Origin of the sequence: Aureimonas jatrophae, from assembly GCF_900104035.1 — a bacterium.
Taxonomy (GTDB): Bacteria; Pseudomonadota; Alphaproteobacteria; order Rhizobiales; family Rhizobiaceae; genus Aureimonas; species Aureimonas jatrophae.
In genome coordinates this window covers 874,242-886,289 of sequence record NZ_FNIT01000001.1, presented here as the reverse complement: position 1 = coordinate 886,289, position 12,048 = coordinate 874,242, and the positions used below count along the sequence as shown (strand labels likewise).

Annotated in this window: 12 protein-coding genes; 4 read left to right on the top strand and 8 right to left on the bottom strand. The window is 72.3% G+C overall.

Annotated elements, in window-relative coordinates:
• The first annotated feature begins 4 nt into the window (after positions 1–4).
• Complete coding sequence (gene mutL, locus BLQ76_RS04335) at positions 5–1,831, top strand: DNA mismatch repair endonuclease MutL (RefSeq protein WP_090669258.1); 1,827 nt, start codon at positions 5–7, stop codon at positions 1,829–1,831.
• 63 nt (positions 1,832–1,894) lie between these two features.
• Positions 1,895–2,110: a DUF2093 domain-containing protein gene (locus tag BLQ76_RS04330; RefSeq protein ID WP_090669250.1), complete on the top strand. Its 216-nt coding sequence runs from the start codon at positions 1,895–1,897 to the stop codon at positions 2,108–2,110.
• Here BLQ76_RS04330 and lpxK read toward each other — a convergent pair.
• From lpxK to BLQ76_RS04300, 6 genes are read right to left on the bottom strand one after another with little or no spacing between them, the layout of a single operon-like run.
• Complete coding sequence (gene lpxK / locus BLQ76_RS04325) at positions 2,089–3,117, bottom strand: tetraacyldisaccharide 4'-kinase (protein ID WP_090669247.1); 1,029 nt, start codon at positions 3,115–3,117, stop codon at positions 2,089–2,091. The two genes, BLQ76_RS04330 and lpxK, sit on opposite strands and share 22 nt — an antisense overlap.
• 2 nt (positions 3,118–3,119) lie before the next feature.
• Positions 3,120–4,439 carry a 3-deoxy-D-manno-octulosonic acid transferase gene (locus BLQ76_RS04320; RefSeq protein ID WP_090669244.1) on the bottom strand — a complete coding sequence of 440 codons (1,320 nt, stop codon included), beginning with the start codon at positions 4,437–4,439 and terminating at the stop codon, positions 3,120–3,122.
• Positions 4,436–5,230 (bottom strand): lysophospholipid acyltransferase family protein, encoded by a 795-nt coding sequence (locus tag BLQ76_RS04315; RefSeq protein WP_244519462.1) that lies wholly within the window; start codon positions 5,228–5,230, stop codon positions 4,436–4,438. Before BLQ76_RS04315 ends, BLQ76_RS04320 begins: the two co-directional genes overlap by 4 nt.
• Entirely contained in the window at positions 5,227–5,463 is a 237-nt protein-coding gene (locus BLQ76_RS04310; protein ID WP_062013269.1) for a DUF4170 domain-containing protein, read from the bottom strand. Before BLQ76_RS04310 ends, BLQ76_RS04315 begins: the two co-directional genes overlap by 4 nt.
• A gap of 32 nt (positions 5,464–5,495) precedes the next feature.
• A complete protein-coding gene (locus tag BLQ76_RS04305) occupies positions 5,496–6,272 on the bottom strand; it encodes a 3'(2'),5'-bisphosphate nucleotidase CysQ (protein ID WP_090669242.1) in 777 nt (258 codons plus the stop codon).
• Between the two features lie 2 nt (positions 6,273–6,274).
• Positions 6,275–7,615: a TldD/PmbA family protein gene (locus BLQ76_RS04300; RefSeq protein ID WP_090669239.1), complete on the bottom strand. Its 1,341-nt coding sequence runs from the start codon at positions 7,613–7,615 to the stop codon at positions 6,275–6,277.
• A 103-nt stretch (positions 7,616–7,718) separates the two neighbouring features.
• On the opposite strand from BLQ76_RS04300, the gene BLQ76_RS04295 reads away from it, so the two are divergent.
• Positions 7,719–9,566, top strand: a complete 1,848-nt coding sequence (locus tag BLQ76_RS04295) for a monovalent cation:proton antiporter-2 (CPA2) family protein (protein ID WP_090669236.1) — start codon at positions 7,719–7,721, stop codon at positions 9,564–9,566.
• A gap of 28 nt (positions 9,567–9,594) precedes the next feature.
• Here the strand turns inward: BLQ76_RS04295 and BLQ76_RS04290 are convergent, their stop codons facing one another.
• Entirely contained in the window at positions 9,595–9,810 is a 216-nt protein-coding gene (locus tag BLQ76_RS04290; protein ID WP_090669652.1) for a hypervirulence associated TUDOR domain-containing protein, read from the bottom strand.
• A gap of 175 nt (positions 9,811–9,985) precedes the next feature.
• Here BLQ76_RS04290 and BLQ76_RS04285 point away from each other — a divergent pair, with 175 nt between their 5' ends.
• Positions 9,986–11,023 carry a DNA topoisomerase IB gene (locus tag BLQ76_RS04285; protein ID WP_090669234.1) on the top strand — a complete coding sequence of 346 codons (1,038 nt, stop codon included), beginning with the start codon at positions 9,986–9,988 and terminating at the stop codon, positions 11,021–11,023.
• A gap of 121 nt (positions 11,024–11,144) precedes the next feature.
• On the opposite strand, the gene BLQ76_RS04280 is transcribed toward BLQ76_RS04285, so the two are convergent.
• Positions 11,145–12,044, bottom strand: a complete 900-nt coding sequence (locus BLQ76_RS04280) for a patatin-like phospholipase family protein (protein ID WP_090669231.1) — start codon at positions 12,042–12,044, stop codon at positions 11,145–11,147.
• Positions 12,045–12,048 lie beyond the last annotated feature (4 nt).

Here is a 12,048-nt window from a genome sequence, read left to right as displayed (position 1 = left end):
GCCGATGCCCATCCAGGAACTGCCCCCCACCCTGATCGACCAGATCGCCGCCGGCGAGGTGGTGGAGCGCCCGGCGAGCGTCGTGAAGGAGCTCGTAGAGAACGCGCTGGACGCGGGCGCGACGCGCATCGAGATCGTGACGGCCGGCGGCGGCAAGGCGCTGATCCGCGTGTCCGACGACGGCTGCGGCATCCCGGAGGACGAGCTGGCGCTGGCGCTGCGCCGCCACTGCACCTCGAAGATGGCGGGCGGTCTCGACGCCATCGCGACGCTGGGGTTCCGGGGCGAGGCCCTGCCCTCGATCGGCTCGGTCGCGCACCTCACCTTGCGCTCGCGCGTGAAGGGCGCACCCGCGCACGAGATGGTGGTGGAAGGCGGTCGCATGAGCGGGCCGCGACCGACGGCGCTGGGCGGCGGCACCATGATCGAGGTGCGAGACCTCTTCCAGGCGGTGCCCGCACGCCTGAAGTTCTTGAAAAGCGAGCGTGCCGAGGCCCAGGCCGTGACCGAGGTCGTGCGGCGCATCGCGCTGGCCTTTCCCCACGTGCGCTTCGAGCTCGCCGGCGAGGACCGGGCCGAGACGGTGCTTGCCGCCGTCGACACGAGCGACCGCATCGCGCGCGCGGCCGCCGTGATCGGCGCGGACTTCGCCGAGAACGCACTGCCCCTCGACGCGGAGCGCGAGGGCATCCGTTTGACGGGCTGGGCGGGCCTGCCGAGCTTCCATCGCGGCACGGCCGCGCACCAATACGCCTACGTGAACGGGCGCCCCGTGCGCGACCGGCAGATCCTGTCGGCGATCCGCGGCGCCTATGGCGACCTCATGGTCAAGGACCGCCACCCGGTCTGCGTCCTGTTCCTCGACGTCGATCCGCGCGACGTCGACGTCAACGTCCATCCCGCCAAAAGCGACGTGCGCTTTCGCGATCCCGCGCTGGTGCGTGGCCTCGTCGTCGGCGCGATCCGGCGCCTGATGCTGGACCAGGGGCTGCGCGGCTCGACGGAAGGGGCCGACGGGCTTCTGGGGCGCTTTCGTCCCGGCGCGACCGGCAGCTGGCAGGCGCCGCCCGCACCCCGCCCCTTCGAGGCGGCGAGCCATCCCTTTCGCCCGCTCGACGACGGGCCGGCCCTGGCATCGGGCCGCGCCGAGCACAAGTCCGGCTTGTCCGAGCGCGATGCGGGGTTTCGCGGCTTCGAGCCCTCCGCGCGCGCCGCGCCCGTGGGCCTGCCCGAGGCGCCGGCCGGTGACTATCCGCTGGGCGCGGCGCGCGCCCAGGTCGGGCGGGCCTTCGTGGTGGCCGAAACCGGTGACAGCCTGGTGATCGTCGACCAGCACGCCGCGCACGAGCGCCTCGTCTTCGAGGCGCTGAAGGAGGCGCTGCACGCCCGCGCACTGCCCGCCCAGATGCTGCTCCTGCCTGAGGTCGTCGACCTCACGGAGGCCGAGGCGGACCGGCTGGCGGCTGAGAGCGAGACGCTCGCGCGCTTCGGCCTCGTGGTCGAGCGCTTCGGCCCGGCCGGGCTCATGGTGCGCGGGACCCCGGCGATGCTCGGCGAGGTGGACGCACGACGGCTGCTTCAGGATCTGGCCGACGAGGGTGCGGAGGGCGAGGGCTCTGGCGCCCCCTTGCGCGCGCGGCTCGACCACGTGGCGGCGACCATGGCCTGCCACGGCTCGGTGCGCGCCGGGCGCACGATGCGTCCCGAGGAGATGAACGCGCTCCTGCGCCGGATGGAGGCGGTTCCGGGATCCGGCACCTGCAACCATGGCCGCCCGACCTTCATCGAGCTGAAGCTCGCCGACATCGAGCGCCTGTTCGGCCGGCGTTGACTTCGCGCGCCGCTTCGCGCGAACACGGAACCCGCGAAACGCATGGAATCGAGGCCAAATCCGATGATGAACCGCATGGACAGCGGCGGCGAGGCGAAGCTGCGCTACGGCGATGCCGACTTCGAGGTGCTGCGCCCCGGCGCCTTCGTGCGCTGCGCGGTGACGGGCGAGGCGATCCCGCTCGACCTCCTGCGCTACTGGAGCGCCGAGCGCCAGGAACCCTATCGCGACGCGGCCGCCTCGCTCCAGCGCGAGCTTCAGCTGCGCGGCCGGGCCTGAAACAGCCGGAGCGTCTCCTCGACGAGGCGCCGCGCCGTGTCGCCCTCGAGCTCCAGGCGGTGCTCCAGGACGAGCGCGCGGGCGGCGAGCCCGCGCACGGGACCGGGCCCTGCGCCCGTCATGCGCGCCTGGTCCTTGGCGGTCGTCACCAGCGCCAGCCCGAGGCTGTCGGCCTCCTGCAGGAGTGAGCGCGCCTCCTCGCCGGTATAGGGGTGGTGGTCGGGAAAGCGCTCGTCGGCGACGATCTCGGCGCCTGCAGCGCGCAGCGCGCGCACGAACTTCTCGCCGTCGGCGATGCCGGAAAACGCAAGGCAACGCAGCCCATGGAACGCGTCGGCATTGGGCGAGAGCGCCCGGGCGCGGTAGAGCGGGCGGCCCGACACGTCGGCGAGCGCCTGCGCGGCGCGAGCCCCCTCCCCCTCGCCGACCACCAGCAGCGCCGAGGCGCGATCCATCTGGACGGCGAGGCTCGCGCGCAAGGGGCCAGCCGGCAGGACGCGGCGGTTGCCGAAGGCGCGGCGGCCGTCCACCACGAGCAGCGCGAGATCGGGATGGAGCCGCGCGCTCTGGAAGCCGTCGTCCATGATGGCGAGGTCGCACCACTCGGCCCGCAGCAGCGCCGCGCCGGCGGCTCGATCGCGCGCGACAACGGTGGGCGCCCGCTTAGCCAGAAGCAGGGACTCGTCGCCGACCAGGGCGGCCCCGTCATGCCCGTGATCCACCAGATGGGGCGCGTTGCGCCCGGCCGTCCCGCCGTGGCCGCGCGTGAGGAAGCCGGGCCGCAAGCCCATCCCCAACGCCGCCTCAGCCAGGGCCAGGGCGGTGGGCGTCTTGCCGGCTCCGCCCACGGTCGGGTTGCCGACGCACAGGACGGGAAGCGCGGCGCGCGCGGTGGCGCCCGCCCGCAGTCGCCGGTCGGCCGCGAGGCGGTAGACAAGGGCGGGCGGCGCCAGGGCGGCCGACCGGAAGCCCGGCTCGCGCCACCAGAAGGCGGGCGCCTGGGGCACGGCTAGCGTCCGCCCCGGCGGTCGCGCCGCACCTCGAGCCGCAACGGCAGGAGAAAGGGGTCGAGCGCGGCGATCGTGCGGTCCAGCGCGCCGCCCATCTCGCCCACCGCCTCGCGCGCACCCGCCATCATGGCGCGCCGCGTCTCGGGCTCCGCGAAGAGCTCGGCCACCGCCTGTCCCAGCTCCGCCTCGCTGTCCACGAGGCGCACGCCGCCGCGCGACAGGAGCTTGGCGTAGACGTCGCGAAAGTTCTGCACCATGCGACCCGAGACGATCGCCGTCTGGAGCATGGCGGCCTCCATCGGGTTCTGCCCGCCCTCGGCGCTCAGCGACTTGCCGACGAAGGCGATCTCGCAAAGCCGGAGGTAGAAGCCCATGTCGCCGATCGTATCGCCGATCAGGACGTCGGTGGTCGGATCCGGCAGCTCGCCCCGGCTCCAGCGCGCCGCGCGAAGACCGAGCGTTCCCAGCTCGCGCTCGATCGCGTCGGCGCGCTCGATGTGGCGCGGCACGATCACGGTCAGGAGGCGCGGCCGGTCCTCGCGCAGCGCAAGGTGGATGCGCGCCGCCATCATCTCCTCGCCCTCGTGGGTCGAGAGCGCGGCCCAGACCGGGCGCAGCGCGATCACGCGACGGGCCTCCTGAAGATCCCGCGCGTCGGCGCCCGGCGGCGGCGCGTCGGCCTTAAGGTTGCCGGCGACGCTCACCGAACGCGCGCCGAGCAGATGGTAGCGCTCGCCGTCGATCGCCGACTGGGCGACGATGTGGGCGAGATTCTCCAGAAGCGTCTCGGCGAGCCAGGGCACCGACTTCCAGCGCCGGAACGAGCGGTCCGACAGGCGCGCATTGACGAGGATCTGCGGCACGCGCCGGCGCTGCAGCTCGGCCATGGTCATCGGCCAGAGCTCGCTCTCGGCAAAGATGGCAAGGTCCGGCCGCCAATGGTCGAGAAAGCGCCGCACGCAGGGGCGCAGGTCCAGCGGCACGTACTGGTGGATGACCTCGGTGCCGAGCCGCTCCTCGACCAGTCCCGCCGAGGTCACGGTGCCCGTGGTCATCAGGACGGCGACGCCGGTGGCCGCGATCTCGCGCACCAGGGGCTCGACCGCCGCGCTCTCGCCGACGCTCGCCGCGTGCACCCAGACCAGCGGCTGGCCGGGCGGGCGCGGCTCGCTCGCGTGACCGTAGCGCTCGCGCCGACGCGCGGGCTCCTCCTTGCCGCGGCTGGCGCGCCAGCGCACGTAGCCGCCGATCGCGGGATAGGCGGCCTGACCGATCAGGCGATAGGCGCCGAGCGCGGTGCGCGACAGGCGATCGCTCACGAGCGCGCCTCGGGCGTGCGGCCGTCGGCCAGCGCCAGGGCGCGGCGGTTCGCGCGCTCGATGGCGGCGGTCACCTCGCGACGGATGCGCTCCATGTCGTCGGGGGTCGAATCGGCGGGAACGAGGATCGGCGGCTCCATGGCCACCGCCATGCGCCCGAAAGGCAGCGGGATCGTGGTGCGGTCCCAGGTTTTTTCGAGCACCCGGCGCCGGCTGGTGGCGGCAGCCGAGGGGATGATCGGCCGGCCCGAGAGCTTGGCGAGCGTCACGATGCCCAGCCCCGCCTCGCGCGGCACGCCCTTCGGGACATCCGCGATCATGCAAACGCCGGTGCCCGCGTCCAGAAGGCGCTTCAGCTCGATCAGCGCGCGGGCCCCGCCCTTGCGCGAGGCCGCCTCGCGCACGCGCCCGCCCGAGCCGCGCACGGTGCGGATGCCGAAGCGCTCCACCACGCCCGCGTTGATCTCGGCATCGGCCGAGCGCGACAGAAGCGCGACGTAGGGCAGGTGGCGCGGCCGGAAAAAGGGCGCCAGCAGATGCTGCCCGTGCCAGAGGGCGACGATCGCGGGATGCTGCCTGGTCAGGACCGCCGAGAAGTCGTCGGACCCCGACACGGGGCGCTGCGCCGCGCCGATGAAGCGCAGCAGATCGAACACCGCCCGGCCCGCGACGCGCATCACCAGGGGCTGGCGCGACAGCGACTTGACGCGGCGTTGCAGGCGGACGCGCAGGCGCTTGCGACGGGGGCGCGCGGCCTCCGGCGCGCCCGCCGCCTCGTCCCCTTCGCTCAAGCGGCGTCCGGGTTCAGGAAGCGATGAAGGTGGACGATGAAGTAGCGCATGGCCGCGTTGTCGACGGTCGCCTGCGCCTTGCCGCGCCAGGCCGTGAGCGCGGACGCATAATCCGGGAAGACGCCCACGATCTCGATCGCGGCGGGATCGCGGAACTCGACGCCCGACAGGCTCTTCAGCTCACCGCCGAACACGAGGTGGAGCCGCTGCGGCGAGGTTTCTTCGCTGACCATCGTCTTCCAAAGTCCGTTCCAGGAGGGGCCGCTCAGGCCGCCGCGGCCGCACGGCCGTAGCCGAACAGGCGCTCCAGCGCGGCATCGGCGCCGGCCACCAGTACGCCATGCCTCGCCGGCCGGAGCTTGTAAAGGTGGCGCTCCCCATCGAGCCGCGCGAGCCGCCCGCCGGCTCGCTCGAGGATCAGGTCGGCCGCCGCCACGTCCCAGTCGTTGGCATGAGGACCGACGATCGTGCCGTCGAGCCGGCCGGCCGCCACCAGGGCTAGGCGATAGGCCAGCGAGGGAATGGAGCGCTGGAAGTCGACCTCGCCGCCGAGCCGCCCTTCCAGGCGCCGGCGCATGCCGTCGGGCATGGACAGGCGCATTGCGCCGGATCCGCCCCCCGAGGCCGTGATCGGCGCGCCGTTCAGGGTCGCGGGCCCCGAAGCGGTGGCCAGAAACGTTTCAGCGAGCGCGGGCGCTTCCAGGACGCCCGCCACCGGCCGCCCGGCCTCCACCACCGCGACCGACACGCACCACGTCTCCTCGCCGCGCAGAAAGGCGCGCGTCCCGTCGATCGGGTCCACCACGAAGAAGCGGTCCTCGCCCTCGGCGGTGCCCTCCGTCTCGGTCTCCTCGGAGACCCAGCCGTAGCGGGGCCGGGCCTGGCCGAGCGCCTCGCGCAGGAAGCGGTCGACGGCGAGATCGGCTTCCGAGACCGGCGACGAGCCGTTCTTCAGCCAGCTTTCGGGGTCCTGCCGCCAGTAGCCCATGGCGATCCGTCCGGCCTCGCGCGCGGCCTGCGCCAGGAGGTCGATATCCTCCATGCTCAACGGCCCGCCACCGTCATCTCGCCGATGCGCAAGCTGGGCACTACCAGCGAGAAGCGCGTGTCGGCATCGTCGGCGGTCTCGATCGCGCGGTACATGTCGGCGAGGTTCCCGGCGATCGTGAACTCCGACACGGGACGGCCGAGGCGACCGTCCTCGATCAGGAAGCCCGAGGCGCCGGTGGAGTAGTCGCCGGTCACGAGATTGGCGCCGTGCCCGATCGTCTCGGTAACGTAGATGCCCGACCAGGTGTCGCGCAGGAGGTCCTCCACCGGGCGCCGGGCGCCGCCCTCAAGCGTCACGTTGGTGGACGAGGGTGACACGCCCGACGACGAGCGCGAGGCGCGCCCGTTGGTGCGCAGGCCCAGTTCGCGCGCCGCCGCGCTGTCGAGGATCCACGAGCGCAGGATGCCGTTCTCGACGAGCGCCAGACGCTCGCCGCGCACGCCCTCCCCGTCGAACGGACGCGACCCGGCCCGCCGGCGCAGCAGCGGTTCGTCGATGAGCGACAGCGCGTCGGGCAGCACCGCCTCGCCCATCCGGTTCTTCAGGAAACTCGTGCCGCGCGCGATGCCGGAGCCGTTGATCGCGCCCACCAGACTTCCGACGAGGCCGCGCGACACGCGCGGGTCGAGGACGATCGCGTAGCGTCCGGTCGCCACCTTGTCGGGATGCACGCGGCGCACGGCGCGCTCGCCCGCCCGCCGGCCGATCGCGCTCGCGTCCTCCAGGTCGGCGAGGTGGATGCGGCTGTCGAAGTCGTAGTCGCGTTCCATGCGCGTGCCCTCGCCGGCCAGCACGCTCACCTGGCGCGAGAAGCCGGAACGCTGGCGGGTGCCGCGAAAACCGGTCGAGGTGACGAGAACGAGGCCCGTTGCGCCCATGCCCGCCGAAGCCCCGCCGGAATTCGTGACGCCAGGCACGGCGCGTGCGGCCTCTTCCGTTTCCAAGGCGGCCGCGACCAGCGCCTCGCCGCCGACCTCGCTCGGGTCGAACAGGTCGAGATCCGCGATCTCGCGCGCGAGAAGCTCGGGCTCGGCGAGGCCGGCATAGGGGTTTTCCGGCGAAACGCGCGCCATGGCGACGGCGCGCTCGGCCAGGCGGTCCGGGTCGGCGCGGATGTCGGCCGAGACCGTGGCCGAGCGCCGGCCCACGAAGACGCGCAGCGACAGGTCGTCGCTTTCCGACGATTCGGTCTCCTCGACCTTGCCGAGGCGCACCTCGACCGAGCGCGAGCGCGAACGCACCACCGCCGCGTCCGAGGCGTCGGCCCCGTGGCGGCGGGCGGCCGCGATCAGCCGCTCCCCGAGATCGGCGAGGGGGGACAGGTCGTCACTCATGGGGAAACCGCCAAAGCTTTTGCACTCGCCCCATCTATTATGCGAAGCCCGGGCTTCAAGCACGCCGACGGTCCGGCGCGCCGACGATGGGGAGACCCGCGCCATGGAGGCGGCACCACTCTTCGCGGAAATCCTCCTGATCCTCGGCGGGGGCATCGTGGCCGGCACGCTGTTCAAGCGGATCGGTCTCGGCACGGTCTTGGGCTACCTCTTCGCCGGCATCCTGATCGGGCCGGTGCTCCAGCTCATCGAGCACGGGCAGGAAGAGATCCTGCATCTCGGCGAACTCGGCGTCGTGTTCCTCCTGTTCATCATCGGGCTGGAGCTGAAGCTCTCGCGCCTGTGGGCGCTGCGCCGCCAGATCTTCGGCCTCGGTCTCGCTCAGGTCGCGGTGACCGGCGCGGTGCTGACCGGCGCGATGATGCTGGCGACGAGCTGGCAGGCCGCCACCGTGATCGGCTTCGGCCTTGCGCTCTCCTCCACCGCCTTCGCGCTGCAGGTGCTGGAAGAGCGCGGCGAGCTCGCCACGCGCTTTGGCCAGAGCGCCTTTGCCGTGCTTCTGTTCCAGGACCTGGCGATCGTGCCGCTGCTCGCCGTCCTGCCGCTCCTGTCGCCCGCCGGCGAGGCGTCAGTGGCGGTGCACGCGCCGGTCTCGCCGCTCTGGTCGGTGGGAGCGCTGCTCGCGCTGATCGTGGTCGGGCGCTACGTCCTCAATCCGCTCTTCCGCATTCTCGCGCAGTCGGGCGCGCGCGAGGTGATGATCGGCGCGGCGCTGTTCGTGGTCCTGGCCTCGGCGCTCCTGATGGGGCTGGCCGGCTTCTCCATGGCCATGGGCGCGTTTATCGCCGGCGTGCTGCTGGCCGAAAGTTCGTACCGCCACGAGCTGGAGGCCAATATCGACCCGTTCCGCGGTCTCCTGCTCGGCCTCTTCTTTATCGCGGTCGGCCTGTCGCTGGACCTTTCGGTGATCGCGGCCAACTGGTGGATCGTGCTTCTCGGCACACCCGTCCTGATGCTGGTGAAGGCGGCGGTGCTCTATCCCCTGTGCCGTCTGTTCGGCGAGAGCCACACCGCGGCCCTGCGCGTCGCGCTCGTCCTGCCGCAGGGCGGCGAGTTCGCCTTCGTCCTGTTCTCGGCGGCGAGCGGGGCTGCGATCCTGCCGGCCGAGCTCGGCTCGCTGCTCGTCGCCGTCGTCACGCTCTCCATGGCGCTGACGCCGCTCACCGACTATCTCGGGCGTCGCTTCTCGGTGGAGGAGGAAGGGCTCGAGGCGCCCGAGGAGGATTTCGCGGGCGCGGGCTCCGACATCCTGATGATCGGCTTTTCGCGATTCGGGCAGATCGCCGCGCAGGTGCTTCTGTCGAGCGGCCTCGGCCTCACGATCCTCGACTCCTCGCCCGAGCGCATCCGCAACGCGGCGCGCTTCGGCTTCCGCATCTACTACGGCTCGGGGTTGCGGCTGGAGGTCCTGGAGGCCGCCGGCATCCGTCGCGCCAAGATCGTGGCGGTGTGCACCAACACGCCGGAGACGACGACCCGCATCGTCGATCTCATCCGCGCCGAATTCCCGGACGTGCGCCTGTTCGTGCGCTCCTACGACCGAAACCACACGCTGGCGCTGCGCGAGCGTGGCGTCGCCTTCGAGATTCGCGAGACGCTGGAATCGGCCTTGAGCTTCGGCGGTGCGACGCTGGAGGCGTTGGGCTTCGACCACAGCCAGGCCGCGGCGGTGGTGGGCGACGTGCGAACGCGCGACGCCGAGCGCATCCTCCTGCAGCAGGCGCGCACGGCGGGCACCGGGTCGAGCGTGCTGGCGCCGACGCGCGTCACGCCCGAGCCCCTGCCCGAGCCGCGCCCGCCCGGCTCCAAGGCGCGCACGGCCCGCACCCAGGACGCCGCGCCCGCGCCGGCCGGTGCCAGGTCCAAGCCCGAGCCCGAGCCCGTCCGCTGAGGGCGGACGAGCGTTCGGCCGTCGGCCGTCAGGCCTTGTGAAGCTCGCTGCCGCTCTTCAGCACCTTCGTGCCGTCGTCCTGCTTCACGAGATAGGCGGGGTTGTCGTTGGTCGCCTTGCGGGTGACCTCCTTGCCCTTGATCTTGCGCGTCACTTCCTTGGTGAACTTCTGCTCGACCTTGCCATCGGCCTTGGACGAGCCGTACTTCCATTCGACCTCGGTGCCCTTGCGGATATCGGTCATGTCGGCGAACTCCTGTTGGCTGTGCTGGGAAGGCCAATGAGGCGGCACGACCACGGGTTCCCTGCCGCGTTCCGTTGTCCACAGCGCGGCGATGCGGCGCGCCCGGCCGCTCGGAACGCGGCGGCCCCGGCCCTCGTTGGAACGACGATCTGATCGTTCCGAGAGCCCCGTCGTCATGCACGACCGCCTTCTGTTCCATGCCGAGCGCTTCGGCCTCGTCATGGTGGACCCCACCCTCTTCACCGTGGAGCGCCGCCGCCACGGGCGCGGCCACCGCATCTGCTTCGCGGGCGGCGAGGCCATCACCGACCGCCGCCTCAAGGCGCGGATCAAGGCGCTCGTGCTGCCGCCCGCCTGGCGCGACGTGCGGATCTGCGTCGAGGAGAACGGCCACATCCAGGCAACCGGCCGCGACGAGAAGGGCCGCATCCAGTATCGTTACCACGAGGCCTGGGTGAACGTGCGCAACGCGGTGAAGACCGAGCGCCTCCTGCGCTTCGGCCGGGCGCTGCCGACGCTGCGCGAGCGTCTCGAGGCCGACATGAAGCGCAATGCCGACGACGAGCGGGCGACGGCAGCGGTGGCCGCGCGCCTGATCGACCACTCGGCCATGCGACCCGGCCACGAGAAATACGCCGAGGACGGCGGGCGCGGCGTCGCCTCGCTGCGCCGCGAGAACCTCAGGCTCGGCGAGAAGCGCGCGGTGCTGAAGTTCGTCGGCAAGTCGCACCAGACCAACGTCGTCGAGATCGAGGACCGGCAGCTCGTGCGCTCGCTGGAGCGCATGAAGTCGGGACGCTCGAAGCGCCTGTTCCGCTTCACCGGCTCCGACCTCAAGCGTCACGACCTCACCGCCAACATCCTCAACCGCTACCTGCGCTCGGCATCCGGCAAGCGCATCTCGGCCAAGGACTTCCGCACCTTCCACGGCTCGGCCGAGGCGCTGCGCTTTCTTCTGGAAGACGTGTCGGCCGCCGAGCGTGACACGCTGCCCAAGCGCCGCCGCGCGGTGGCGAAGGCCATGCGCTCGGTCTCGACCGTCCTGCGCAACACGCCGACCGTGGCGCGCGCGTCCTATGTCCACCCCGAGATCGTCACCGCCTTCGAGGAGGAGCGCTTGTCGCCGAACCTCCTGCGCGGTCGGGCGCGCGAGGGGCTGACCAGCGTCGAGACCGGCCTGATGCGCTTCCTGGAGGAAACGGCGCAGGCCTGAGGGCCGGACCGGCGAAGGCTTCTGCGGTCGCGCCCGGCGCAAACGGCGTCAACGAGCATCCGCAACGAAGCGCGGGCGGGAAAGAAGTGTTGGGTCGCCCCGGCGCGTCCGCTTGCCGGCGCTACACGACGAAGCGGGCGACCTCTTCGGGCGAAGGGCGGCCGAGTGGCCAGCCACGCTCGGCAAAGGCGGCGGCCACGCGGTCGCGCGCCTCTTCGCGCAAGGGTTCGGTCTCGGCGAGGATCGTGCGCGCGCGCAGGAAGTCGAGGACGCGGTAGCGCGAGACCGGCGGCTGGAGGAAGATGTCGGGCGCGCCGGATGTCAGCTTCGCCCGAATCACCGCCGACATCATGATCTGCGAGGCGCCGATCATCGCCTCGAGCGGCGTCGGCATCGGCGCGGCGCCCGGCTCCGGTCCGCCGGTGACGTCGCACGCGATCACGAAGTCGCAGGTCCGCGCCACGACATCGAAGGGCAGCGGGTTCGCGATGCCGCCGTCGACCAGCACCCGTCCGCCCCGGCGCACGGGCCGGAAGAGGCTCGGGATCGCGATCGAGGCTCCCACCGCCGAGGCCGTGTCGCCCGTCTCGATGCTCAGCTCCTCACCCTCGAAGAAGCTCGTCGCCATGACGCTCAGGCGGATCGGCATGTCCTCGATGCGGGAGGGCACCCGGGCCGGCAGAAAGGCGGTGACGAGCCGTTCGGCGTTGAGCTGGCCGATCCGGAGGCCCCCGTCGGCGAGAAACTCGGCCAGCGAGGCGGGGCGCGAGTGCCACAAGCGCCCCGCCGCGATCCGGGGCGTCGCAAGGGTGTCCAGAACGTGGGCGGTGATCTCGCGCGCCCGCATGCCCGAGGCGCAGCCCGCCCCGATCAACGCGCCGATCGAGGAACCGGCGACATGAGCGGGCCGCAGGCCGAGATCGTCGAGCGCCTGCAGCACATGGAGATGGGCAATGCCCCGCGCCCCGCCGCCGCCGAGCGCAAGGCCGATGCGAGGCGGCGGCGGGGCGTCGTCCGGCATGCGG

Excerpts from the sequence above, each read along its gene's own strand:
- BLQ76_RS04330 (WP_090669250.1), top strand. The coding sequence starts at position 1,895 with ATGATGAACCGCATGGACAGCGGCGGCGAGGCGAAGCTGCGCTACGGC.
- mutL (WP_090669258.1), top strand. The coding sequence starts at position 5 with ATGCCCATCCAGGAACTGCCCCCCACCCTGATCGACCAGATCGCCGCC.
- BLQ76_RS04285 (WP_090669234.1), top strand. The coding sequence starts at position 9,986 with ATGCACGACCGCCTTCTGTTCCATGCCGAGCGCTTCGGCCTCGTCATG.
- BLQ76_RS04300 (WP_090669239.1), bottom strand. The coding sequence starts at position 7,615 with ATGAGTGACGACCTGTCCCCCCTCGCCGATCTCGGGGAGCGGCTGATC.
- BLQ76_RS04280 (WP_090669231.1), bottom strand. The coding sequence starts at position 12,044 with ATGCCGGACGACGCCCCGCCGCCGCCTCGCATCGGCCTTGCGCTCGGC.
- BLQ76_RS04305 (WP_090669242.1), bottom strand. The coding sequence starts at position 6,272 with ATGGAGGATATCGACCTCCTGGCGCAGGCCGCGCGCGAGGCCGGACGG.
- BLQ76_RS04290 (WP_090669652.1), bottom strand. The coding sequence starts at position 9,810 with ATGACCGATATCCGCAAGGGCACCGAGGTCGAATGGAAGTACGGCTCG.
- BLQ76_RS04295 (WP_090669236.1), top strand. The coding sequence starts at position 7,719 with ATGGAGGCGGCACCACTCTTCGCGGAAATCCTCCTGATCCTCGGCGGG.
- BLQ76_RS04310 (WP_062013269.1), bottom strand. The coding sequence starts at position 5,463 with ATGGTCAGCGAAGAAACCTCGCCGCAGCGGCTCCACCTCGTGTTCGGC.